General features: G+C 38.4%; 21 protein-coding genes, 5 pseudogenes and 1 other annotated feature. Of the genes and pseudogenes, 9 read left to right on the top strand and 17 right to left on the bottom strand.

Annotation, left to right across the window (positions count from 1 at the left end):
* Positions 1-4: 4 nt before the first annotated feature.
* Positions 5-526, bottom strand: a complete 522-nt coding sequence (gene pyrR, locus DYD17_RS04665) for a bifunctional pyr operon transcriptional regulator/uracil phosphoribosyltransferase PyrR (RefSeq protein WP_003050221.1) — start codon at positions 524-526, stop codon at positions 5-7.
* Positions 527-803: 277 nt separating this feature from the next.
* Here pyrR and DYD17_RS04660 point away from each other — a divergent pair, with 277 nt between their 5' ends.
* Positions 804-1,418, top strand: a complete 615-nt coding sequence (locus DYD17_RS04660) for a TVP38/TMEM64 family protein (RefSeq protein ID WP_003050219.1) — start codon at positions 804-806, stop codon at positions 1,416-1,418.
* A 126-nt stretch (positions 1,419-1,544) separates the two neighbouring features.
* Here DYD17_RS04660 and DYD17_RS04655 read toward each other — a convergent pair whose 3' ends face one another.
* From DYD17_RS04655 to rplU, 6 genes are all read right to left on the bottom strand, one after another.
* Positions 1,545-2,438 (bottom strand): RluA family pseudouridine synthase, encoded by an 894-nt coding sequence (locus DYD17_RS04655; RefSeq protein WP_115276388.1) that lies wholly within the window; start codon positions 2,436-2,438, stop codon positions 1,545-1,547.
* Positions 2,428-2,886: a signal peptidase II gene (lspA, locus tag DYD17_RS04650; protein WP_003050213.1), complete on the bottom strand. Its 459-nt coding sequence runs from the start codon at positions 2,884-2,886 to the stop codon at positions 2,428-2,430. Before lspA ends, DYD17_RS04655 begins: the two co-directional genes overlap by 11 nt.
* The gene (locus DYD17_RS04645) at positions 2,883-3,797 is read right to left on the bottom strand and encodes a LysR family transcriptional regulator (RefSeq protein ID WP_003050211.1); all 915 of its coding nucleotides are present in this window, start codon (positions 3,795-3,797) and stop codon (positions 2,883-2,885) included. Before DYD17_RS04645 ends, lspA begins: the two co-directional genes overlap by 4 nt.
* Positions 3,798-4,060: 263 nt before the next feature.
* Positions 4,061-4,354, bottom strand: a complete 294-nt coding sequence (gene rpmA / locus DYD17_RS04640; protein WP_002985110.1) for a 50S ribosomal protein L27 — start codon at positions 4,352-4,354, stop codon at positions 4,061-4,063.
* 21 nt (positions 4,355-4,375) lie between these two features.
* Complete coding sequence (locus DYD17_RS04635) at positions 4,376-4,708, bottom strand: ribosomal-processing cysteine protease Prp (protein WP_003050209.1); 333 nt, start codon at positions 4,706-4,708, stop codon at positions 4,376-4,378.
* 11 nt (positions 4,709-4,719) lie between these two features.
* Positions 4,720-5,034 carry a 50S ribosomal protein L21 gene (gene rplU, locus DYD17_RS04630; RefSeq protein ID WP_002985116.1) on the bottom strand — a complete coding sequence of 105 codons (315 nt, stop codon included), beginning with the start codon at positions 5,032-5,034 and terminating at the stop codon, positions 4,720-4,722.
* Between the two features lie 34 nt (positions 5,035-5,068).
* Positions 5,069-5,143: a sequence feature (ribosomal protein L21 leader region), on the bottom strand.
* Between the two features lie 178 nt (positions 5,144-5,321).
* Here rplU and DYD17_RS04625 point away from each other — a divergent pair.
* A pseudogene (locus tag DYD17_RS04625) lies at positions 5,322-5,642 on the top strand (IS30 family transposase); the annotation flags it as partial.
* Positions 5,643-5,794: 152 nt separating this feature from the next.
* Complete coding sequence (locus tag DYD17_RS04620) at positions 5,795-6,709, top strand: nucleoside hydrolase (protein WP_003050203.1); 915 nt, start codon at positions 5,795-5,797, stop codon at positions 6,707-6,709.
* A 56-nt stretch (positions 6,710-6,765) separates the two neighbouring features.
* On the opposite strand, the pseudogene DYD17_RS04615 reads toward DYD17_RS04620, so the two are convergent.
* Positions 6,766-7,901: pseudogene (locus DYD17_RS04615) on the bottom strand (IS3 family transposase).
* 72 nt (positions 7,902-7,973) lie between these two features.
* Here DYD17_RS04615 and DYD17_RS04610 point away from each other — a divergent pair.
* Positions 7,974-8,447, top strand: a complete 474-nt coding sequence (locus DYD17_RS04610) for a COG3415 family protein (RefSeq protein WP_115276387.1) — start codon at positions 7,974-7,976, stop codon at positions 8,445-8,447.
* 119 nt (positions 8,448-8,566) lie between these two features.
* Here the strand turns inward: DYD17_RS04610 and DYD17_RS04605 are convergent.
* A protein-coding gene (locus DYD17_RS04605) for an IS3 family transposase (protein WP_115276386.1) occupies positions 8,567-9,915 on the bottom strand; the annotation gives its coding sequence in 2 pieces (ribosomal slippage) (positions 8,567-9,474 and positions 9,474-9,915; 1,350 coding nt in all).
* A gap of 27 nt (positions 9,916-9,942) precedes the next feature.
* On the opposite strand from DYD17_RS04605, the gene DYD17_RS04600 reads away from it, so the two are divergent.
* A complete protein-coding gene (locus tag DYD17_RS04600) occupies positions 9,943-10,806 on the top strand; it encodes an IS3 family transposase (RefSeq protein ID WP_160147950.1) in 864 nt (287 codons plus the stop codon).
* Positions 10,807-10,943: 137 nt separating this feature from the next.
* Here DYD17_RS04600 and DYD17_RS04595 read toward each other — a convergent pair whose 3' ends face one another.
* Positions 10,944-12,140, bottom strand: a complete 1,197-nt coding sequence (locus tag DYD17_RS04595) for a CapA family protein (RefSeq protein ID WP_003050193.1) — start codon at positions 12,138-12,140, stop codon at positions 10,944-10,946.
* A gap of 262 nt (positions 12,141-12,402) precedes the next feature.
* Here DYD17_RS04595 and DYD17_RS04590 point away from each other — a divergent pair.
* Both DYD17_RS04590 and DYD17_RS04585 read left to right on the top strand, forming a co-directional pair.
* A pseudogene (locus tag DYD17_RS04590) lies at positions 12,403-12,522 on the top strand (transposase); the annotation flags it as partial.
* A gap of 68 nt (positions 12,523-12,590) precedes the next feature.
* A pseudogene (locus DYD17_RS04585) lies at positions 12,591-13,697 on the top strand (IS3 family transposase).
* Positions 13,698-13,955: 258 nt separating this feature from the next.
* Here DYD17_RS04585 and thiI read toward each other — a convergent pair.
* On the bottom strand, positions 13,956-15,170 hold the full coding sequence (gene thiI / locus DYD17_RS04580) for a tRNA uracil 4-sulfurtransferase ThiI (protein ID WP_003050189.1): 1,215 nt from the start codon (positions 15,168-15,170) through the stop codon (positions 13,956-13,958).
* 1 nt (position 15,171) lies between these two features.
* Positions 15,172-16,314, bottom strand: coding sequence for a cysteine desulfurase family protein (locus DYD17_RS04575; RefSeq protein WP_115252793.1), 1,143 nt, complete (start codon positions 16,312-16,314; stop codon positions 15,172-15,174).
* A 235-nt stretch (positions 16,315-16,549) separates the two neighbouring features.
* Between DYD17_RS04575 and DYD17_RS04570 the strand changes: the two genes are divergently transcribed.
* Together DYD17_RS04570 and DYD17_RS04565 are read left to right on the top strand one after the other, a co-directional pair.
* Positions 16,550-16,999 carry a DUF6556 family protein gene (locus DYD17_RS04570; protein ID WP_003050187.1) on the top strand — a complete coding sequence of 150 codons (450 nt, stop codon included), beginning with the start codon at positions 16,550-16,552 and terminating at the stop codon, positions 16,997-16,999.
* Between the two features lie 62 nt (positions 17,000-17,061).
* Positions 17,062-18,330 (top strand): annotated as a pseudogene (locus DYD17_RS04565) (folylpolyglutamate synthase/dihydrofolate synthase family protein).
* An 86-nt stretch (positions 18,331-18,416) separates the two neighbouring features.
* Here the strand turns inward: DYD17_RS04565 and gorA are convergent.
* The 5 genes from gorA to DYD17_RS04540 form a co-directional block, all read right to left on the bottom strand.
* Positions 18,417-19,769, bottom strand: coding sequence for a glutathione-disulfide reductase (gene gorA, locus DYD17_RS04560; protein WP_003050186.1), 1,353 nt, complete (start codon positions 19,767-19,769; stop codon positions 18,417-18,419).
* Positions 19,770-19,988: 219 nt separating this feature from the next.
* Positions 19,989-20,330: a YlbF/YmcA family competence regulator gene (locus tag DYD17_RS04555; RefSeq protein ID WP_003050185.1), complete on the bottom strand. Its 342-nt coding sequence runs from the start codon at positions 20,328-20,330 to the stop codon at positions 19,989-19,991.
* Positions 20,331-20,392: 62 nt separating this feature from the next.
* Positions 20,393-21,559, bottom strand: a complete 1,167-nt coding sequence (aroC, locus tag DYD17_RS04550; protein WP_115276385.1) for a chorismate synthase — start codon at positions 21,557-21,559, stop codon at positions 20,393-20,395.
* Positions 21,560-21,656: 97 nt separating this feature from the next.
* Positions 21,657-22,343 carry a type I 3-dehydroquinate dehydratase gene (gene aroD / locus DYD17_RS04545; RefSeq protein WP_115252791.1) on the bottom strand — a complete coding sequence of 229 codons (687 nt, stop codon included), beginning with the start codon at positions 22,341-22,343 and terminating at the stop codon, positions 21,657-21,659.
* Complete coding sequence (locus tag DYD17_RS04540; RefSeq protein ID WP_115252790.1) at positions 22,340-23,503, bottom strand: class I SAM-dependent rRNA methyltransferase; 1,164 nt, start codon at positions 23,501-23,503, stop codon at positions 22,340-22,342. The genes aroD and DYD17_RS04540 overlap by 4 nt, the downstream gene beginning before the upstream one ends.
* Between the last annotated feature and the right edge of the window lie 7 nt (positions 23,504-23,510).

The following is a 23,510-nucleotide window of genomic DNA, read 5'->3' as shown; positions in this document are numbered from 1 at the left end:
TTTCTTATGTTGGGTCAACAATGCTAACGCGATCACGGCCATCAACTTCGACAACCTCAACAATAATTTCTTCCACGCTGCTAGTCGGAATATTCTTTCCGACATAATCCGCACGAATCGGCAATTCCCGATGACCACGATCGACTAAAACAGCTAGACTAACACGGGCTGGTCTACCTAGACTCACTAAGTTATCAATGGCCGCTCGAATGGTACGTCCTGTATAAAGCACATCGTCGACTAAAATCACATCCTTACCTGTAATATCAACAGGCATCAATGTCGTGTCTTCATCAACTTTCACATCATCTCGGAAAGGTTTGATATCTAATTCGCCAATAGGTAGTTCTAGTCCTTCGAGTTGACGTAATCTTTCTTGAATACGACGGGCTAAAAAAACACCTCGCGTTTTGATTCCTGCCAAAACCACATTGTCCAATTGTTTGTTGCGTTCGATAATCTCATAAGTAATACGGGTAATGGCGCGCTTCATGGTCACGTCATCGACAATTTCCTTAGATTTCATGTTGAAACCTCCTCTAAAAATTCAAATAAAAAATCTCCTTGATAACAAGGAGATTCAACAAAATATGGCACAATTGGGTACAATGGTGCACTTTTTCAGATTGGTCTCCTTGACAGCCTCACGGGACTGTTTTAAAGGAATATTTTATTTTCATTAGTATAGCAAAAACCCAAGCTAAAGACAAGACTTTTTTCAAAAAAATAAGTCTTAAGACCTATTGTATTTGTATGAAAACAATAGTACAATAATATCAAAGAAACGAAAGAGAGTCTTCCTTATGCCTTCTAAAACTCGGACCCTAACTCATAAGCAAACCATCCAAATCCTTACTGCCTTTGGAATTGCTTTATCCTTACTCTTTTTGGCTTATTTCCAGCAACATCCTAACTTCTTTGCTGTAGGAGGAACTTTTCAAGCTTACCTCGTTAAACTTGGGATTTTAGCTCCTTGTTTATTTATCCTTATTCAAATCGTTCAGGTTGTCTATCCTGTTATCCCTGGCGGTTTAACCTGTGTCTTAGGGCATGTGGTTTTCGGACCTTTCTTAGGCTTTATTTATAATACGGTTGGTATTTTTATCGGCTCTCTCATTAGCTTCATGCTTGCCAGAAAATATGGTGCACAATTTGCCAAAATCTTTGTTTCCGATGATACTTACAACAAGTACATTCCCTACCTAGACAAGGGTAAATACTTTGAACGCTTTCTGGCTGCTGCTTTTATTTTACCAGGATTTCCAGACGACTTCCTCTGCATGGTAGCTGGTTTAGGCAAGATGTCTCTTCGCAAATTCACCGCTATCTTCTTACTAGCGAAGCCTGTTACCCTTTATATCTACACTATCCTCACCTATCAAGGATTCCAACTTGTTGGTCAGGTCTTACAGTCTTAGTTGATATCAGTTTTATTTCCTTAGAAATGTTTTCGACAGTTCTACCTTTTCACCCTGTTTTTATCATGACTAAAAGCAGGGTTTTTGAATGAAAAAATGAGGTTAGAACATGATGTTCTTCCTCATTTACTGTTTTTGTCTTAATTGCTGTAATGTTTTTTGGAAAATAGCAGGAGGCGCAACGGTAAATAACATGTCTTCCCCTGTTAAAGGGTGGGTCAGCCCCAATGTTTCGGCATGAAGAAATTGGCCGTGTCCTGACAAGGTTTTACGAGGGCCATATAAAGGGTCACCAGCAACAGGATGCCCAATATAAGCCATATGAACACGAATCTGATGGGTGCGACCAGTTTCAAGTTGTAATTCCACCAGACTATAATCTCCAAAGCGCTCTAGCACTGTAAAACGTGTCACTGCTTCCTTACCTTTCGCTGTGACTGCTTGTTTTTTACGGTCTTTTTCGCTACGACCTATAGGAGCTTCAATCATCCCACGATCATTCGGTAGGTTTCCATGAACAATGGCTAGGTATTTTCTGAGAGATTTTTTAGCTTTTAATTCTGCGGCCAAAGCTTGATGAGCTTCATCTGTTTTAGCTACCATTAACAGTCCCGAGGTATCCTTATCAATCCGATGGACAATTCCTGGACGAACCACACCATTGATTGAGGACAAATCCTTGATATGATACATCAAGGCATTAACCATTGTTCCTGAAGGGTGCCCCGCCGAGGGATGAACAACCATTCCTTGCGGTTTATTAATAATAGCTAAGGCTTCATCCTCATAGATAATGTCCAAGGGGATAACCTGAGCTTGGTACTCTAAGACTTCTTCTTCTGGCAATTCAAACTGAATCACATCGCCTGCCTGAACCGTATATTTTGCTTTTTTTTGCTGGCCATTCACTAAAACAAGGCCTTGCTTAATTTGATCATTGGCTTGGCCCCGTGACAAGGGGCTTAAGTCAGCCAAGGCCTTATCCAGACGCTGCCCCGACGTCAACGCATTAATTTCCATAATCCTCTTCTTTCCATAAACACACTACTAATAAAATGACTCCCAAAGTGAGGTAAGCATCTGCCACATTGAAAATTGCAAAATCAATAACATCTAGATGCACCATATCAATCACATAGGACAGGCGCAAACGATCAATAAAATTACCAATGCCACCTGAAATGATTAGTAAAAGGGCTAATTGTTTCCAGATTGTCAACTGTGGGTGGGTCATCACATAGTAAATAGCATAGCCAATCACCAAGGTTGTCATTATAACAAAGAACCATTGCTGGTTTTGTAACATGGAAAAGGCAGCTCCATTATTCTGTAAGTAAGTCAAACTGACTATACCAGGTATAAAGGGTTTTATCTGTCCAAGTTCAATATGTGAAACAATCCAATATTTACTGAATTGATCCAAAGCAATAAGGAAGATTGAACTAAGTACAAAAAGTAACTTTTTCACAATAAAGCTTTCCTTCTTTCATTAAAATAATCTTTTAAAATAGTCACAAATGTGGCACCAGCAACTGAAAGGTTTTTATCTTTTCGTTTGACATAAATCATATGGTTGTCAATATGGTCAATCAAAGGAATCACTTTAATACCATTCACACTACGATGATCAAGAAAACCTGATCCCGTCGCAAAGGCATCGGTTCTTTCCAAAATACCATTCAACGTTGCTCTGTCTGACACATTGTAGATACGAGGGCATTCACTAGTGTCCACAAAATTTTCAGAATAGTACAAGTATTCATCTTTTTCCTGAGTAAACCTTACAGCAGGTAATCCTTGAATATCTTTCAAATAAAGTGCCTCGCGATTGGCTAATGGATGAGTTTTCGAAAGATAAATATGGGTTGTAAAAGGAATTAAAGAAACATATTCCAAACCCAACTTATCCATGCGTTGAAAAAGGCCTTTTTGATTGTCAGCGTTTAAATAAATAATACCTAACTCACTATTTCCTTGCGCCACTTCATCCAAAATTTGGATTGTAGTGGATTCAAAAATCCGAAAAATGCGTTGGCCATCATACTGCTGAGAAAAGGCAGTAATCAGAGGAGGTAAAAAGTCATAATGCTGACTAGCAATCGAAAATTCATTTTGATCCAAATCAGCCTGCGAAAAGGTTTTTTCAAAAGCGTCAAAGCTTTTCACGACTTCCAAAGCTTTTTCGTAGAAAACCAGCCCTTGACTTGTCAGCACTGTGCCAGAAGTGGTCCGATTAAAAATTTGAAATCCTAGTTCTGCTTCTAAATCTTTGATAGAAACCGATAAGCTTGGCTGACTAACAAACAATTTTGAGGCGGCTTCCCGAAAAGTTCCATTATTAGCAATAGCAACCACATAACGTAATTGTTGGATATTCATGACTTCCCTTTCTAAATCTAGTATCCCTAATTATACCATAAAGCTTCTTATTGCAACATCTTCTTTCTAGACTGTATCATCTAAATAATATCACCCTAAAGAGTTAACTAAAGTCAGTCAAATACCCTTTGCATAACTTACAACAAAAAAATCATACCTTAATCAGCATCTAATAGTTTTTGACATCAAATACCAAAATAGATACCAAAAAAAATCGGCTTTCCAGACACCTGGAAAGCCTTATTTAATGCGATTTTAAACAATTATTTAGCTACTGGATAAACAGAAACTTGTTTTTTATCGCGTCCTTTACGTTCGAAACGTACAACACCTTCCACTTTAGCGAAAAGTGTGTCATCTCCACCACGGCCTACATTTACGCCTGGATAAATATGAGTTCCACGTTGACGATAAAGAATGGAACCACCTGAAACGGTTTGACCGTCAGCAGCTTTAGCCCCTAGGCGTTTAGCTTGTGAGTCACGTCCATTTGAAGTAGAACCTCCACCTTTTTTGTGGGCGAAAAGTTGCAAGTTAGCAAGATTCATTTTTAACATAATGTTGTTTCCTCTCTTAAATTAAATTTTGATGACTTGAGTTTTGACAAATTTCGAAGAATCATTCGCCAAACTAGTCATTCCTAGAAGAAAAGATTCAAATAATAATTGAACTTCCTCTTTGTTGTCATGTGGTGGTATTGTAATAACCATATACCCACCTTCAACATCATTAAGATCTACTAATGCTTGGCAATCTGCTAACACCTCAAGAGAATTAACAAAGTTAATGGCTAGAGTACTAACAGAGGCACAAACAATATCAAAGCCATGTTTACCACTACCAGCATGACCTGTCAGTGTAACACTGCTCAGTTGACCATTTTTTGGGCGAGTAAAAATTGCTTTAATCATAAGCTAGTAAATTAAGCGTTGATTGCGTTGATGACAACTTTAGTGTAAGGTTGACGATGACCTTGTTTACGGTGGCTACCTTTTTTAGGTTTGTATTTGAAAGTTACAACTTTCTTTTGTTTTCCTTGTTTTTCAACAGTTCCAACGACAGTAGCTCCTTCAACAACCGGAGTACCAACTACAGTTTTGTCACCACCTACAAGAACAACTTCGTTAAAAGTTACTTCTGCGCCAGCTTCAGCGTCAATTTTCTCAACGTAGATTGCTTGACCTACTTCAACTTTAACTTGTTTTCCACCAGTTTTGATGATTGCGTATGTGCTCATGATGCACCTCCTATAAAATTTTTGTATGAGGTCTCCCTCTGTGAAGACTCGCCTTGAATCGTGAGATTTAATCTACTTGAAAACGACTTTCGAGCGGTTGCACAGGATGTGCATTTAGTCAACATTACAAGTCTATCACTAACTTTTATTTTTTGCAAGCTTTTTCTGTGAAAGAATATATTCCCGCGTTATAAAATGAAGTGGAACAAAAACGACATGTTCGTCTGATATACTAGAATTCTCCAATTCAGTATGGAAAGCAGATGAACATGTCTAACATTAATTCTACTAGTAACCGTGCTATCAGGTATCCCATTAGTCAGTATCCTATTGCATCCATCACAGCGGATAATGGTTCTGAGTTTAGTTTACTCTCAACCTTAGAAGCTGTTGAAGTTTACTTTGCACATCCCTACTCTTCACATGAGAGAGGAACAAACGAGAACTTCAATGGCCTCCTCAGAGAATATGTCCCTAAAGGAGTCTCACTTAATCCACTAACCTCTGAAGAACTTGACATTGATATTACTGCCATCAATGAGCGCCCAAGACGACCTCTTCAATATCAATCCTCAAAATTCCTGTTTGAGCTATCTCGAATAGCTTAACCTATGGAAATCTAGTTATCTATGAACTGGTTGCACTTGACTTGACAACTTTCGGAAAGAATATATTTAACAGAGATAATCACCTAACTATTTTCAGATTCTTATTAAAATGGTAATATCAAAGTAGCTTATGAAAGGTGAAGGAAATTAATATGGTTAAAAATATTATTATCGATACTGATCCAGGTATTGATGACGCTACTGCTATTATACTTGCTTTAATGCACCCTAAAATTAATGTCTGTCTGATAACAACTGTCGGAGCAAATGTTACCGTTGATCAAGCGACAACAAATGCTTTAAAATTAGTAGAATTTATGCAAGCAAATCTTCCTGTCGCTCGAGGATCTGAAAAACCTCTATTAAAAGATTTAAAAACTATACCAAGCATACATGGTAAAACTGGTATGGATGGATACGATTTTCCAAATCCAAAGCAAAAACCTTTAGATATTCATGCTGTAGAAGCCATGCGACAAACCATCTTAAAACATTCTAAAGATATTAGTATTGTATCCATTGGTGCTATGACCAATCTTGCTTTACTTCTTGCTATGTATCCTGATATAAAAAATCACATCTCCGAAATTATTATGATGGGAGGGGCTATACACGGAGGAAATACTTCTTCACTAGCAGAATTTAACATAGCTAGTGACCCTCATGCTGCAGATCTTGTTTTTAAATCAGACATTCCGTTAACTATGATTGGCTTAGATGTGACAGAAAAAGCTCTTCTCTACAGAGAAACCGCTCTAAAAATAAAGGATTCTGGTCGTATAGGAGAAATGCTCTACCATCTCTTTGAAAATTATGGGGGACCTAGCTTGGATATGGGGATGACAATTCATGATGCCAGTACCATTGCCTACCTGACACAGCCTGATTTATTTACCATCCAAGAGAAGTATTTGCGGGTCATTACTGATGGCCTTGCTACTGGAGCAATTATCACTAATTCAGCCTACGAACCTGTTTCAAAGACTTTAGAAACTAAAAAAGTCTGCATGGATGTAGATTCAAAACGTTTCGAAGAGTGGATTCTATCACAGTTTATTAATTCATAAAAAGAAAGTGAGCTATCGGCACTGCACCCTAATAGTGGGACGTAAGAAAAACACTTTTAGGCGACCAGTTTTCTGTACAGTACAGAAAACTGGTCGTTTAATCTCTGTTGAAGTCTAGTTTCATTATAAAATGTAATGTCATTTTTAACAATATTTGTTATACTATCTTTGTTGTATTTTCTCCTATTATGGAGATAAAAGGTTTCAGTCTTTAGGACGGAGTGAAATCATTCAATACAGGCATTATCTGCAGGTGTTCCTTTTCGAGACATTGAGCAGATAATGCCTTTTTCCGTGCAAGCCTGGTAGTAAGCCATAGAAGTATACACTGAGCCTTGGTCACTGTGTAAGAGTGCTCCTTTAGGCAATTTTAACTGATTAAGGGTGTCTAGTAAAAAATCCGTGTCCTGACACTCTGAAATAGTGTAAGCTATCATTTCTCGGTTATAGAGATCCATAATTGATGAGAGATACAATTTACAGTTACCGAAATAATATAGGTAGGTAATATCTGTTACAAGCTTTTCCATAGGCTTATCGGAATGGAAATCCCGACTCAATTTGTTATCTGTTAAATCATAAGCTTTACCCAAATTGGGAACTTTCTTGGTGCGTGTCCGACAAAGCCGGCCATTATTTTTCATGATACGATAGACTTTCTTTGTATTAACAGTCAATCCGTGGATCTTTTTGAGCAATCGTGTAATGGTACGATAGCCATAAATAAAGTGATTCTCCATGCAGAGCTGTTCAATTAATTCAATGACATCATCTTTTTTTTGCGGCTTCTCATACTCCTTTTTCCAACGGTAATAAGTCGACCGTTTGACGTCAAAACAGTCTAGAATGACAGCTATCTGGTGGTTGTTTTTATAGTCTTCCACAAGCTTGATAAGACTTACTTTATCGATTTCCTTATCAAGCCTCGATACTTTTTTAAGAGGTCAACTTGTAATGGTAATTGTTCCACTTCAGATAGATGTTCCAAGCCTTTACCATAAGTATATTGCTTGCCAACACCTTGATGGAAACGATAAAGCTCCTCGTTTTCGTACCATTTCATCCAAATATAGATTTGACTATCATTTTTGATACCTAGTATCTCCATAATAACTCTGTTAGACTTGCCTCCTTTCTTCATCTCGATGCAAGCAAGCTTAGTTTCCCATGAATATGCTTTTTTAACCATAATAAAACACTCCTGTTTCTAGTTTACTGATATGTACCCCTTTTACTGGACTAATCCAGTGAAAGGGGTTTTTGTATGAAATATAATTATAATTTTAAATTAAATGCAGTAAACATGTATCGTTCAGGTCAGTGGATAGAGACTCCAGTTGGTATCGGGCAAAAAAACTTTAGAAAAAGAATTGTCCGATGGTCAAAAACTGCGGAAATACATGGTTTTGATTTTCTAAAACATTCAAAATCATCTAAAAATCGTACAGTTGAAGAAAGATATGAGCTAGTTGCACGTGTCTTCTCTGGAGAATCTCAAAGTAGTGTTGCAATTAACGCGGGTATTGATACTGGACTATTGTCTAAATGGGTTCAAATATATAAAATAAAAGGGTATGAAGGATTGAACCTTAAAAGAGGTCGCCGAAGGAAAAAGGAACCGCCTATGACTAAAAAATATAAGCCAGTTGATTTAACGCCTACAGAGAGAGAAGAATTAATAAGATTAAGAGCTGAAACAGCCTATTTAAAAACAGAAAATGAAGCAATAAAAAATTAATCGCCTTGAGACACAAAAAGGAACTGCGCTACTCAAGGCGAAAAAGCGGCAATCGTCAAAGAACTTAAAGAAAAAAGGATATCACATTGAAGTGACCCCCAAAAGTTGGACATTATATTTTAAGTTAAGGATTGAGTTCTGTATTGCACAGGACTTAGTCCTTTTAATGTAAGTTTGATTCGTTTAGTGTTGTAGTAGTTGATATATTCTGAAATAGCTGTTTTTAATGTTTCGAGGGAAGTAAATTCCTTCTCAAACCCATAAAACATTTCTGTCTTCAATGTTCCAAAAAAAGATTCCATCATGCCGTTATCTAAGCTATTTCCTTTACGCGACATGGACGGTCTCATTCCATGCACCTCAAGAAAATGATGGTAGTAAGTGTGTTGATATTGCCATCCTTGGTCACTATGTAAAATAGTGCCCTGGTAAGTTTGTTCAGGAAAAGCCTCGGAAAGCATCGTTTTAAGTTGTTGTAAGTTTGGCGAGGTAGATAAATGATATGCAATAATCTCACTGTTAAAGCCATCAAGAACTGGTGATAGATACAATTTTTGATCACTAGCAGGAATTGAAAACTCTGTGACATCGGTATAACACTTCTTAAGTGGTTGGGTAGCTTTAAATTGACGCTTAATGAGATTATCAGCTTTCTTGCCAACCTCACCTTTATAAGAGTTATAGCGACGTTTCGCACGGATTCTAGCTTTCAAACCAAGTTCTGTCATCAAACGTTGAACTTTCTTATGATTAACTTTATAGCCTCGATTTTTAAGTTCGAGGTGAATTCTACGGTAACCATATCTCCCTTTGTTCTCAGAATAAATATCTTGAATAGCTTCTTTTAATTCTTTGTTGTTATCTCCCTGAGTTAGACGTTTAACCTGATAATAGTAGGTTGATCGAGACAGCTTCAAAATATTAAGTAGGATTCTTAAATCAAATACATTGATTAGTCCTTGAATGATTTCTGTTGCTCTTTGAGCCTTGCTTCGTCCCTCAATCGGAGTTCTCTCAACTTTTTTAGTACGGCATTCTCCGCTCTAAGGTACTCATTATCATATTGAAGACGCTCTAATTCAGTCATTTCTTCAAGTTTTCTCTTTGGTTTGCGTCCCATCTTTACAGGTCTCCCTCTTGATTTCTCAAGAATAGTATACCCGTTTTTCTTGTATTGCGCTATCCAATTAGGAAGCATTCCCTTGTTTGGTAATCCATAATCTAGAGAAACCTCTAGCTGAGACCTACCTTTCATCAGAACTTCGTTTATGATTTCCTGCTTTAGTTCAGGAGAATAATACCTATTTTTCCTTTTACAAACACTTTCCAATCCGTGTATATCAATAAGGCGGACCATGTATTGAAGGTTATACTTACTCATATTAAATGTTTGACTGATTTTAGGCCATGTCCAACCAGGTTGTCGTAAGCGATAGATTTCAATTTTATCTTCATAACTTAATTTCATAGAAAAACACCCCAAAAGTTAGATTTGTTGTCTAACTTTTGGGGTGCAGTTCACATAAAATATCTTCTCAAAGCAGTAAACCTAGCCAAATCAACTTATTATTTCGAGATTGGCAAGATAGATGCTGTTGCTTTAAGAAACGAAGAGTTACTTAACGAAATCAAAAGTATTTTTGACTCAAATAAAAGTAGATATGGCGTTAGACGAGTCTATCAAGAACTGATTAATCGTGGATACAAGGTGAACCATAAGAGAGTTCAACGTCTCATGCATAAAGAAGGTTTATTAGGCAAACGTCCAAAGGAAAAATACCATTCCTATAAAGGTGAGGTAGGAAAGATTGCCGACAATATTATTGCTAGAAACTTTAGCACAACTGCGCCTTTACAAAAGTGGACAACAGATGTCTCTCAGTTTAATTTTTCATGGGGAAAGTGTTATATATCTCCAGTTTTAGACATGAACACAAATGAAATCATATCATATGATTTATCTATGAGTCCTAATCTTGAACAGATAAGTAGAATGCTCGATAGAGCTTTCAATAAATTTCCATCAGTAGAAGGTCTTATATTTCATTCTGATCAAGGTTGGCAGTACCAACATCCTTATTTTAGAAATACATTACACCAACATGGTATTGTCCAGTCTATGTCACGGAAAGGGAACTGCTATGATAATTGTATAATGGAGACATTTTTTGGAAGGTTAAAAAATGAGATGTATTATGGCTATGAGAAAGACTATTCTTCATTTGAAGAATTCTCAAGTGAAGAATTCTCAAGAGCTGTTGAGGAATATATTGATTATTACAATAACAAAAGAATTCAGGCAAAAACAAAATGGATGCCTCCTGTACAATACAGGATGACATCCATGGGTTCCGCCTAGTTTATAAGTATGTGTCCAGGATTCTGGGTACATATCATACTAGATTTCAACAGGAGTGTCTTTCTTTTATCTCATTTTAGGGATTCAGTGCCATCATCTAGCTCACTTTCTTTTTAAAAGGTAAACATTACCTATTTTTATTTCCAATTAAGTTGCACATGCTGACCCATTTCTTTGTAAGCTATATCCACTTTTTGTTGGGTCTCTAAATCAATTTGATTTCGGTATTTTCCGCCTTCAATAAAATCTGTTAATACTAATGTTCTATAGTTATAGAGTTCGTAACCCTCTTTTGCAAAAGTACTTTTGGCTTTTGCCAATACAATTGTTGGGTGAGCTTTGACTGTTTTTATAATCGTTTTCTTATCTTTTTTCTCAAATGTTATATCCATCAAAAGACCACGCTCTGTCCATATGTCACCTAATGTTTCGTAACGTTGATTAGAAATAAAATTTCCCATAGAATAAATAATTAATTTTTTTTCATGATTTTTAGTAATAACTTCAGCAGGTTCAACCACATGAGGATGGCCTCCTAGAACTACATCGGCTCCCCAATCAATCATTGACCGATACAAGGTTTTTTGTTCTTCTGTTGGTTCTAGAGCATATTCTGTGCCAGATTGCGGCATGACGATTGTGACATCTGCTTTTTCTTTTGCTTTTTGAATATCAGTTTTCATTTTGTCCTGATTGAAATCTGATAAATGTTTTTGATATTCATCTTCTGTTAAATTTCCTTCCATGCCATTATATCCATAGGAATAACCTAAAATGGCAATGTTAATACCATTAACCTTTTTAATGAGAAAATCTTCTGTTTCACGGTTTTTTTCGTAAATACCTACAGTCGATAAACCTAATTTTTCAAAAGTTTTTTTAGTATGTAATGCTCCTGCTAAGCCAGAATCAAGAATATGATTGTGAGCCAAATCAACAACATCATAGCCTGTTGCCTTCATAGCATTAGCTATTGTAGGCGGAGCATTAAAAAGTGGATAACCCGCTAGTGGATCGTCTGGGCTGATTGTTCCTTCAAAATCTCCTATGGCTAAATCAGCTTTTGAAATGCGTTCTTTAACGAATTCAAAATAGGGAGTGAAATCATAGGAGCCATCGGGTTTTTCCGCACTGGTATATAAAACATCATGAAGCAAAATATCCCCATTTGCAACTACTTGTGCTGTCCTTACATCTTGTTTTCCAATTCGTTGTGTTGCTTTACTACTTTTTTGAAAGGCAAATAAATCATCCATCAATCCAACTAGTAAAAGTATAGCAATCATAGAAAATACAACTAATATTGTTTTTTTATAGGGAATCTCTTTTGTCAAAACACAACCTCCTTTTCCTCTATTATAACATCTTGCTGCAACAATTTCCTGTGCTGTTTCATTTAGTGACTTTAGTCCGTTTCGCTCCATAGGTGCGAAACAATAAACCACCTGCTATGCGGGTGCGCATCGGATGTTGTACAAGAAAATCTCCAAACGCGATACAATAAAGGTGTTCAAGCCTATTGAAAAGCAAAAGGAGAAAAATATGGCACAAAAGGCTCATAGTTTATCACACACAAAGTGAAATTTTAACTATCACATTGTGTTCACCCCCAAGTATAGACGAAAAATCATTTATAATCAATATCGAAGCAGCTTAGGTGAGATACTCCACAAAATATGTAGTTACAAGGGAGTTGAGACAATAGAAGGTCACCTTGAATAGGTTACACTAAACTAGACAGAATTTATAAAGTGTTCTACACTAAAGAAAATAGGAGAACAGATATGTCTAGAAAAATACGTCGCCACTTCACCGATGATTTTAAGCAACAAATTGTTGATCTTTACAATGCTGGTAGAAAGCGTAGCAGTCTCATCAAGGAATATGAGCTAACCCCTTCCACCTTCGATAAGTGGGTTAGACAAGCCAAAACAACAGGTTCATTCAAGTCTGTTGATAATCTGACAGATGAACAGCGGAAGCTGATTGAACTCAGGAAACGCAATAAAGAACTCGAAATGCAATTAGATATCCTAAAGCAAGCGGCGGTGATTATGGCACAAAAAGGGAAATAATCACTGCTAATAAGGATAACTATAGCATTTCAGCCATGTGTCGTTGGTTGAACATTCCTCGTTCTAGCTATTACTACAAGGCTGTTAAACCAGTCTCTGAAGCGGAAACTTGAAGAAAATATCAAAGCTATTTTTCTCGAAAGTAAGGCCAGATACGGATCCAGAAAAATCAAAATATGCTTGAATAACGAAGGTATTACACTTTCACGTCGTCGGATTCGACGCATTATGAAGCGACTCAATTTGGTTTCTGTTTATCAGAAAGCCACCTTCAAACCACATTCCAGAGGCCAGAATGAAGCCCCTATTCCCAACCATTTAGACAGGCAATTTAAGCAAGAAAGGCCACTACAAGCCTTAGTCACTGACTTAACCTATGTTCGTGCAGGCAATCGTTGGGCTTATGTTTGCCTTATTATTGACCTATACAACCGTGAAATCATCGGCCTGTCTCTTGGTTGGCACAAGACCGCTGAACTCGTTAAGCAAGCCATTCAAAGCATTCCTTACGCCCTGACCAAAGTCAAGATGTTCCATTCAGATCGTGGCAAAGAGTTTGATAATCAGTTAATTGATGAAATATTGGAAGCCTTTGGAATCACACGTTCGCTTAGTCAGGCTGGTTGTCCTTATGACAATGCCGTAGCTGAAAGTACGTATCGTGCTTTCAAAATTGAATTTGTTTATCAAGAAACCTTTCAATCGCTGGAAGAACTAGCTCTTAAGACTAAAGACTATGTTCATTGGTGGAATTACCACCGCATTCATGGTAGTCTCAACTACCAAACACCAATGACTAAAAGATTAATTGCCTAGAAAACACTTTATAAATGTTGTACAGAAAAGTGTTGCCTTTTCAGAAGATCCCTTTAGGGATAGGGGCAAGTAATGCAAACACCTCTTTAAGAGGTCTGTAACGAGTCAAAAGCGATAAGGCTTGAACAAAGTGAAAGCCAGCGTCTTTAGGCACTGGCTGGTAATAGGGACTTATAGCCCTTGTTCAAACCACCCGTCTAACGGGTGGTTATGTTTCTTATAAAGTTACTACTGCTTAATTAACATCTAAAAATGTCATTAGAGCAAGTCATCAATAAGACTGTCAACATCATCATTGATAACTTCAGGTGTGATTTCCGTCACGACAATGCCTGCAACTGCTCGCTCAACAAGACCTGTAATATCAAAACGTTCTTCATATTTTTCCACATTAATTAGTTTAGGGTTGGTTTTAGGACGATCTGGTGCAAAAATAGTACAGCAATCTTCGAACGGTTGAATAGAAATCTCAAAGGTATCAATCGCCTGAGCCATCTCAATAATCTCAAGCTTATCCATTGTTACTACTGGTCGGATAATTGGTGTTGAGGTGACAGCATTAATGGCCTGCATGCTTTCTAGAGTTTGACTAGCAACTTGACCTAGGCTCTCACCGTTAACAATAACAAGTGCATGGCGTTGTTCACGAATAGCATCTGTAATGCGCATCATAAAGCGACGAGTTAATGTCATAAGGTAGGCTTCTGGTGCCTTATTTTTAATTTCTTCTTGAATTTCTGTAAAGGGAACTTCGATAAATTGAATATTCCCACCGAAACGAGTTAACCGACGAGTAAGGTTTTGCGCTTTAACCAAGGCACCTGGACTGGTGTAAGGAGGGCTAGCAAAGTGAACGGCTTCAATATCAAGGCCTCGTTTAAGGGCTAAATAACCAGCTACCGGTGAATCAATACCACCTGATAACATCAGCATCCCTTTACCCGATGTTCCTACTGGTAATCCGCCTGCTCCTTTAATTTCTTCATAGTAAATATAGGCTGCTTCATCACGAATTTCAACTTTGAGGGTCACATCTGGATGTTTCATCTGAGCTTGGATATTTGGTAAAACCTCAAGAACAGCTCCTCCAAGAAGATTATTAAGTTCACGACTATCCAATTCAAATTGGTGATCGCTCCGTTTACTAGTAATTTTAAAGGTTAAGCCTTCATGATAAAGAGAGGTCATGATGTTTTGAACAGTCTCTACCAAGACAGGAACACTTTTATCAACCTTATAAACTGGGCATAAGGCTTGAATCCCAAAAACCAGTTTCAAAGCTTCTACAACTGGCTGGTAATCTGTGCTATTCAGATAGACATGAGTTCTGTCACGGTCTGAACGAACAGTGATAGCTGGAAAAGGAGCTAAAACATCCTGAATGTTCTTTTTAAGTTTATTGATGAATCGCATACGATTCTTTCCTTTAGTTGATAGTTCACCGTGGCGAACCATAATTTCTGAATAGTTCATCTTACCTAACTTTCTGTGTTTTATCATAAATCTGTTTGAATATTGTGAGGAATTGCTCTACTTGTCCCATGTCATTATCATCATCTAGACTAATACGAACAGCAGTTTGAGCAGCTTTGACGGGTACTCCCATTGCTACCAAACTTCCTGCCGGCTTTCCAGCTTTAGACGAACAAGCGCTGGTTGTCGAAATATAAATGTCGTGCGTTTCAAAAGCATGGACAATGACTTCACCTCGAACATCCTTGATACCAAAGGTAATAATATTGGGCGCAAATCCTTCTTGGCCTGAGAATAGGGTAACATCCTGATAGCCTGATAGTGCCTGATAAATCACTTCTCGCATTGCCTTCAGCCTAGATAAAGCTAAGGTTTCCTTTTCAGTTACCATTCTGAGTGCCTTGGCCATACTAGCAATTCCTGCTACATTCTCAGTTGTTGAGCGCATCTCCTGTTCTTGACCTCCTCCAGTCAATAAAGGGGTAAGTCGCTTGCCAGATTTTTTATAGAGGAAGCCTACACCACGCACTGCATGAAACTTGTGGCCAGAAAACGAGGCCAAATCAACGCGTTCAGTCAGATAGGTTGTAGTGGGAATTTTGCCGATTGCTTGGACCGCATCAACATGGAAAGTAATCGTTGGGTAATTTGCCAACATTTTTGAGATAGCTTGAATAGGCTGGATAGCCCCCATCTCATTATTAACCGCCATAATAGACACTAAGATGGTATCTGGTCGAAGAAGCTCAGCTAGGGCCTCCACATCTACTATTCCTCGTGCTGTTACAGGAGCATATGTTACCTCAAATCCTTGTGAGCTAAGCCACTTGGCACTCTCAGTTACCGCAGGATGTTCAATCGCTGAAACAATAATATGTTTCCCAAAAGCAGCCTTTTCAAAAGCAATCCCTTTAATAGCCCAGTTATCACTTTCTGTCCCACCAGACGTAAAAAAGATTTCTTCTGATTTAACACCCAACAAACCAGCAACCTGTTTACGGGAAGCCTCTAAAATACGACTTGCATTTGTCCCTAATTGATGCAGGCTTGAGGGGTTGCCATATATTTTTGTTGCTACTTCTTGGTAGGTTCTAAGAACCTCGCCATAAGGAATGGTTGTGGCTGCATTATCAAAATAAATCATGTGTCACCTTCATTTTTACTCAATACTTTATTGTATCACAAAATAGTTAAAATGAAATCAGGAAAATATTGCCCTAAATGTTGAACATAAGTCACCTGTGTCCTAGACATAAGGTAAACCGTTGACTTCACTTTTTTTCTAGATTATACTGATAAGTGAAGCGTTATGGAGAAAACTAACCGTTCAAAATATCCTCTCTAGCGCTTAGTGTTACGACGATTAAAAGGAGAAAGACATGTCATCACATTATTCCCGTCAACAGAAACCTCGTAAATCAGGAGGTGTTCCTACACAACATATTAAAACCGGCTTTACTGCCTTTCAAAAATCTATTGCCCTCATCGGTAGTATCTTGAGTATTATTGTGGCGACTATTACCATTACTCGAGCTTTACAACCAGCCTCAGATACAAAAACTGACAATACATCAAAAGAATCTAGCAATACCATTGTCAAGATTATCGAAAAAGACTCCTCCCAAGGAAATCAGAGCCATAAGGATTCATCAGAAAATAGTGATGAGACTAAAACAATTTTACCGCCATCTTCTACCACCCCTTCTCACAACGATACAGCCTCTACTACAACTGCAGTGCCTGATACACCTTCAACAACTGAAGGAACACAACTTCCCAATGCAGCAGGAACTGAGGATGCCAATACTGGACTTCCTACTAATCCTTAAAGACTTTAAGAGACTTTATAATATTACTTACTAGCATTAGATTAAAAAGATAGGACATTCTGATGTGCGCAAACAATAATATTGCTTGGATTCACACTTTTAAGGCTAATGGACGAAAAACTGATTTAGACCGAATGACTTATCTACTTGATGCTTTAGGTCGACCACAAGATAAATTTCCCGCTATTCACGTAGTTGGAACTAATGGTAAAAGGTCCGTGACGGCTTATTTGCAACATATTTTTACTGCTTCTGGTTATCAAGTAGGAACCTTTACATCACCTTTTATGATGTCCTTTCACGACCGTATTTGCCTCAATGGACAGCCTATTTCTGAGCAGGATTTGAAGCACTGCGTGAGGGTCATCAAACCCATATTGACTAAAATGTCTCAAGACACCCAGTGGCAGCGACCAACTGAGTTTGAGTTGGTAACCCTTATCATGTTTTATTATTTTGCCGAACTTAATCCTGTGGATCTTACCATCATCGAAGCTGGTATTGGAGGACTAACAGATGCAACAAATGTCTTCCACGCTTTAGCAGTTGTTTGCCCTTCTATTAGTTTTAACCATCAAGAACGTCTCGATCATACTTTAGCTGATATTGCTCAGCAAAAAGCTGCTGTTATCAAAGCAAAGGAGCCCGTTGTGATTGGTGAACTTGTTACGGAAGCTATCAAAGTTTTTAAGCATCATGCTCAGATAGCCAATTCAAGAGTATAACAATTGGGAGAAACGTTCCAACTACTGCCTTCAGAAACTACCTTCAGCTTTCAATACAATGACTTCATCCTAACTAACTTACACTTACGATTACTGGGACAACATCAAAACGCTAATGCCTGCCTAGCCATTATGACAGCTCAGTTACTTAGAAAATCCTTTCCTCAACTAACTCCAGAAACAATACAAAAAGGAATTGAAGCAGCAACTTGGCCCGGACGTTCTGAATTGATACGTCCTAATCTGCTGTTAGACGGTGCCCACAATCCAGATTCTATTGCCAAATTAAAGGCCTTACTACAAGAAGAATTTCCTAAACGTCCTATTCACATTCTCTTTGCAGGTCTCAAACGTAAGCCTTTAGCCGACTTGCTGGCACAACTAGATATTTTTGAAGTATCTGTCACGACTTTTGATTTCCCTGAAGCAAATCTTTTAGAGGATTATCCTGATAAATACCCACAGGTAAAAAATTACAGAGACTGGTTACAAGGTTCCTTAACATCTGACGAACTCTTTGTTGTGAGAGGATCGCTTTATTTTATATCAGAAATAAGGCAATATTGTCTGAGTAAAAAGAGCATCTTTAAAAATACACTCTCTTAATTATCTAAAAAAAACGATGCTAGCAGTTTAGAAGACCTTCCTCAAAAACTGTTAACATCATTTTTTATTGCCTTAGGTTACATTCTTTAGCGCATGGTGACAAATTCTTCTGCGCCCGTTGGGTGAATAGCGACAGTATTATCAAAGTCTGCTTTGGTTGCCCCCATCTTAATAGCCACTGCAAATCCTTGAATCATTTCATCAACCCCATAGCCGATTCCATGAAGACCAACTATTTTTTGGGTATCCCCAACCGTTACTAACTTCATCAAACAGGATTGACGATGGTTTGTTACAGCAGTAAACATGGAAGTGAAGCGTGATTGATAAACCTTAACCGCTTCTTGACCATATTCTTTAATAGCTTCATCCTCAGATAACCCAATGGCCCCAATAACAGGGTGGCTGAAAATCACGGTCGCTACATTTTGGTAGTCTAATTTCTCATCACTTTTACCGTTAAAAAGGCGTTCTGACAAACGACGTCCCGCAGCAACAGCAACTGGGGTTAAGGCTAATTTACCATTGACATCACCTACTGCATAAATCCCTTTAACCGATGTATTTTCATAAGCATCTGTCTTAATATAGCCTTTCTCATTTAAAGCCACCCCTGTTTTGTCAAGACCAAAACCTTCTAGATTAGGCTGGCGACCGATAGCCCAAATAAGCTGATCAACCTCAATTTCCTTGCCATCTTTGAGGTAAAGGGTCAAGGACTCATCAGTATTTTTGACAACCTTTGCCACTTCTGCATGAGTGTGTAAGCGCGGCCCACTAACTGCCATTTCATCAACTAAGACATCAACAATGGTTTTGTCAAAACTTCTTAAAGGTCGATCGTGACGAATAAATAAATCCGTCTCTGACCCCAAAGCCTGCAAAACACCAGCAAGTTCCACAGCAATATAGCCTGCCCCAACCACAGCCGTACGTTTAGGTACCTCATCCAAAGCAAAAAAGCCATCTGAACTAATCCCAAATTCGGCCCCTTCAATATCTGGGAACACAGGGTGTCCTCCTGTAGCAATCAAAATATGCGGTGCAGTATAAGTTTGTCCTGCTATTTCCACAGTATGAGCATCTTTAAAAACAGCATAGTCGTAGATACGGTCAACACCATTCTGGTCAAAACCACGCTCATAGGATGCGTGAATCCGATCAATATAAGCTTGGCGGTTTGCTTTTAATTGTTTAAAATCAAATGTTTTCTCTGAAAAGTCGAATCCATAATCCTTAGCGTAAGTCCCTAAAATATCTGCTACTTGAGCTCCATACCACATGACTTTTTTGGGAACGCAGCCTAGGTTAACACAGGTTCCCCCAATCTCTTTACCTTCAGCTAACAATACTTTGGCCCCATGCATGGCTGCTCTGTTAGCAGAAGCAATTCCTGCGCTTCCTCCACCAATAACAATGTAATCGTAATGATTGACCATTTCTATCACCTTCTGCTTTCTAATACGATGTTTTAAATGACGGATTATGAGGCAACTTCTATTTCACCAACACAACAATCAGCCTACTACTCCCATCACTTTATTTGACTATAACACAAATGTCAGGGAGTCTCAACTCTCTGATACATCAAGGATAATTCCACAAAAAACAGACTATGACAAATTCGTCAACAATCTGATTTTTCCTTTAAGCTTCCCTTACTTGACTAAATCTTTCAACGGAGCAAAGACGATACGTTCAATGTCGCTCATATAAACGGACAAACCCTGTTGGGCTTCAAAATATGATTTCAGATGATCATTAGCTTCAATCTTTTGGCTAAGTTCTTGAATGCTTGTTTGTTCTTCAACCGTTGGCATTTGGCCTGATTGCATCATCCCTTGGATTTTTTCTTGCATAGCGACAAACTCATCAAACAGTTGGCTAGCACTAGCGTCTGCTTGAATGGTTTCTTTCACTTCCAACACTTTTTGGTATTCTGGAAGAGCACGAATCGCCCTTTCAAGTCGATTGGCATCATCATAAATTTCTTGTGACATGACGAGTCTCCTTTATCATTTACTACTTGCTAATCATATCATAAAAGCTTCAGTCTTGCTATCTAAAACTGTTTGACATAAGACCGATAGTCTGAAAATGCTTTTTTCAAATCAAGCATCGTATCCGAAGAAAAGGTTGCTAAGATTTCTTGGACAAGAACGGTTGCCACGACATTTTCCATGATAACCCCCGCAGCTGGTAAAGCCGTTGGATCAGAGCGTTCCACCGTTGCTTTATAAGGTTCATGACTATCAATATCTACCGACATGAGTGGTTTATACAAAGTAGGAATGGGCTTCATAACCCCTTTAACAACAAGAGGTTGTCCTGTGGTCATGCCCCCTTCAAAGCCCCCTAAATGATTGGTTTGACGTCCATATCCCTCATCAGCATTCCAGATAATCGGGTCCATCACTTGAGAGCCTTTCAGAGAGGCCATGTCAAAGCCAAGGCCGAATTCAACCCCCTTAAAAGCATTAATGGAAAGAACTGCTTGAGCCAGTTTGGCATCTAATTTTCTGTCCCACTGGACATAAGATCCTAGACCTGCTGGCACACCTTCAACAATTGTCTCAATGGTGCCACCAATGGTATCACCTTCTTTTTTAATAGTATCAATATAGGTTTTGATTTCTACCTCTTGATGCGGATTGATAATAGACAATTCTGATTGGCGAGCTGCCTCCTTCATAGCTGATAGAGACATCCCTTTAGGGATCTCAATAGGAAGCTCTCCAAAAACCAAAACATGGTTGAATATCGTAATTCCCAATTCAGCAAGAATATGTTTGGCGATAGCTCCAACTGCCACCCGCATGGTTGTCTCTCTAGCCGAAGAACGTTCCAAAGCATTTCGTAAATCGTCAAAACGATACTTTATCCCACCCACCAAGTCAGCGTGACCAGGCCGAGGGTGTTTAACGCGTCTCTTGCTTTTAAAGCTCGCCTCAATATCTTCAACGGCCATAATATCTGTCCATTTTTGATGGTCTTTATTGATCACCGTTAAAGTAATTGGAGAACCTGTCGTTTTACCATGTCGAACGCCTGATGATATTACCACACGATCAGATTCAATGCTCATTCTAGCTCCACGGCCATAGCCGCCCTGTCGCCGTTTTAATTCCTGATCAATATCCGCTGGGCTAAGACTTAGACCAGCTGGCACACCTTCAACAATCGCTGTCAAGGAAGGACCGTGAGATTCTCCTGCTGTCAAATAACGCATCTTATCTCTTTTCTCCTTTTAAGTTTAGTTTTCCCTAGATAAAGGAAAAACATTATTCCTGAGCTTTCAAGGGAATAATGTCTTCTTGATGATTCATTTAATGAGAAGTGTCTGCTTCTAACACTTCAATAATACGTTTCATATCGCTAAGACTAACTTGCCCTGAAGCACTAGCCTGATCGAGAGAAACAAAGGTCCAAGAGGATCCAACCACATCCCCAGCTAAACGCGATAACCTACCGAGTTTTCCCATAGATATAGTCGCAAATTCCTGCTCAGGATTGAGTGTTTTAAAGCCTCTAGTGTAATTCATTAAATCAAGGACATCTTGCTCACTCTCTGGCATCACTGCAATCTTTACCACTCTAGGTGCCAGTTTAGTCATCTCGGAGAAAGCTTCCATCAAGTTTTCAGGAGTTTCTTCAAAATTATGGTAAGACAAGACTAGATTTGGAAAATCAAGCATTTCATGAAAAATAGCTTTATGACTAAAATATTCAAAGTCAATATAGTCAGGATTATAGATCGCGTTGATCTCTTTAATCACCGCAACGTATTCCTGATCCGAAAGGGCAATATTGCCCCCTTCTTTGTCTGTACGAAGAGTAAAGATAATTTCTTTTCCAGCAAATTTTTCAAAAATAGCAGGCGCTACTGATACAATTTCCTCTTTAGGAAGGTAGTCTGCTCGCCATTCGACTAAATGAACCTCCTCATACTTGGAGATATCAATAGCTTGAGCCTCTTCAAAATTTCTTGGCATGACTGGTGCTACAATTTTCATTCTCGTACCTTTATAGTAAATACCTTTAAATAATTACTTCTTTCATCTGCTTTATTGATAGTAAAGTCACTTGGAAGCTGCTGGAGACACATGGACTCCGGTCGACGATTTCCAAATCCCTTGATAATTTGCTTTTTAAACTGATTAACAGTCATATTGGCAGCATTTGTTGAAGCGATAATGGTTCCCTTAGGACTCAATATGTCCAATGCCTCAGTGATTAATTTATGGTAATCTTTGCTAACAGAGAAGGTTTGCTTTTTATTTCTTGCAAAACTAGGTGGGTCAATCACAATCACATCAAAGGTTAAGTTTTTGCGTTTAGCATATTTAAAATAGTCAAAAACATCCATCACCACAAAATGATGGGTACTCAAGTCCAAGTGATTCTGTTCAAAGTGAGCAACTGATAGCTCTCTAGACCGTTTCGCTAAATCCACGGATGTTGTCTCAATAGCTCCTCCCATTGCTGCAGCTACTGAAAAAGCTGCTGTGTAGGAGAACATATTAAGCAGAGATTTCCCCAACGCCAATCCATCTACTAAGGCTTTTCGAACATCGTGTTGGTCCAGAAAAATCCCTGTCATCAAGCCGTCATTTAAGAAAACCTGATAGGCAACACTATTTTCTACAATAGAAAAACTATCCTCTGCTTGCTCACCATATAAGTGAGCCGACTCAGGTAGTGCCCCCTTAAAACGATTCTTTTCATATGCTCCTCTAACCTCAGGGAAAACCTCTTGAAATGCCTCGATAATCATCTCTTTTTCTTGGTAAACAAAACTATTATACCATGAAAAGACAGCGAAATCCTTGTAGAGGTCAATCGTCAGTCCTCCAAAGTTATCACCTTCTTGGTTGAACAGACGGTAGGCGTTGGTCAAGTCCGATTGGGCAAACTGTTGCCTCTTACTCTTAGCAACTGTAAATAAGTCAATAAAGTAAGCCTTAGACAACTGCGTTACGGTTGAACCAAGATACCAGCCAATTCCTTTATTTTGCTTAGAGATATAAGCTATCCCAAGCGGGCGATGAGCTTTGGTCACCAGTTGCACTAACTGGTCCTCCTGCTCTAGGTTTGGAAAGTCCTTTTCATCTAATAATTGTACCCCCGCTGTTAACTTCTTTTCCACAAAAGAATCAATATAGAGTTTATTCATAGTTTTT

Source organism: Streptococcus dysgalactiae subsp. dysgalactiae (genome assembly GCF_900459225.1).
In the GTDB taxonomy this organism is placed as follows: Bacteria; Bacillota; Bacilli; order Lactobacillales; family Streptococcaceae; genus Streptococcus; species Streptococcus dysgalactiae.
The sequence above is the reverse complement of the archived record's forward strand: the minus strand, read 5'-3'. Positions and strand labels throughout refer to the sequence as shown.

Excerpts from the sequence above, each read along its gene's own strand:
- pyrR (WP_003050221.1), bottom strand. The coding sequence starts at position 526 with ATGAAATCTAAGGAAATTGTCGATGACGTGACCATGAAGCGCGCCATT.
- DYD17_RS04660 (WP_003050219.1), top strand. The coding sequence starts at position 804 with ATGCCTTCTAAAACTCGGACCCTAACTCATAAGCAAACCATCCAAATC.
- DYD17_RS04655 (WP_115276388.1), bottom strand. The coding sequence starts at position 2,438 with ATGGAAATTAATGCGTTGACGTCGGGGCAGCGTCTGGATAAGGCCTTG.
- DYD17_RS04645 (WP_003050211.1), bottom strand. The coding sequence starts at position 3,797 with ATGAATATCCAACAATTACGTTATGTGGTTGCTATTGCTAATAATGGA.
- rpmA (WP_002985110.1), bottom strand. The coding sequence starts at position 4,354 with ATGTTAAAAATGAATCTTGCTAACTTGCAACTTTTCGCCCACAAAAAA.
- DYD17_RS04635 (WP_003050209.1), bottom strand. The coding sequence starts at position 4,708 with ATGATTAAAGCAATTTTTACTCGCCCAAAAAATGGTCAACTGAGCAGT.
- rplU (WP_002985116.1), bottom strand. The coding sequence starts at position 5,034 with ATGAGCACATACGCAATCATCAAAACTGGTGGAAAACAAGTTAAAGTT.
- DYD17_RS04620 (WP_003050203.1), top strand. The coding sequence starts at position 5,795 with ATGGTTAAAAATATTATTATCGATACTGATCCAGGTATTGATGACGCT.
- DYD17_RS04610 (WP_115276387.1), top strand. The coding sequence starts at position 7,974 with ATGAAATATAATTATAATTTTAAATTAAATGCAGTAAACATGTATCGT.
- thiI (WP_003050189.1), bottom strand. The coding sequence starts at position 15,170 with ATGAACTATTCAGAAATTATGGTTCGCCACGGTGAACTATCAACTAAA.
- DYD17_RS04575 (WP_115252793.1), bottom strand. The coding sequence starts at position 16,314 with ATGATTTATTTTGATAATGCAGCCACAACCATTCCTTATGGCGAGGTT.
- DYD17_RS04570 (WP_003050187.1), top strand. The coding sequence starts at position 16,550 with ATGTCATCACATTATTCCCGTCAACAGAAACCTCGTAAATCAGGAGGT.
- gorA (WP_003050186.1), bottom strand. The coding sequence starts at position 19,769 with ATGGTCAATCATTACGATTACATTGTTATTGGTGGAGGAAGCGCAGGA.
- DYD17_RS04555 (WP_003050185.1), bottom strand. The coding sequence starts at position 20,330 with ATGTCACAAGAAATTTATGATGATGCCAATCGACTTGAAAGGGCGATT.
- aroC (WP_115276385.1), bottom strand. The coding sequence starts at position 21,559 with ATGCGTTATTTGACAGCAGGAGAATCTCACGGTCCTTCCTTGACAGCG.
- aroD (WP_115252791.1), bottom strand. The coding sequence starts at position 22,343 with ATGAAAATTGTAGCACCAGTCATGCCAAGAAATTTTGAAGAGGCTCAA.
- DYD17_RS04540 (WP_115252790.1), bottom strand. The coding sequence starts at position 23,503 with ATGAATAAACTCTATATTGATTCTTTTGTGGAAAAGAAGTTAACAGCG.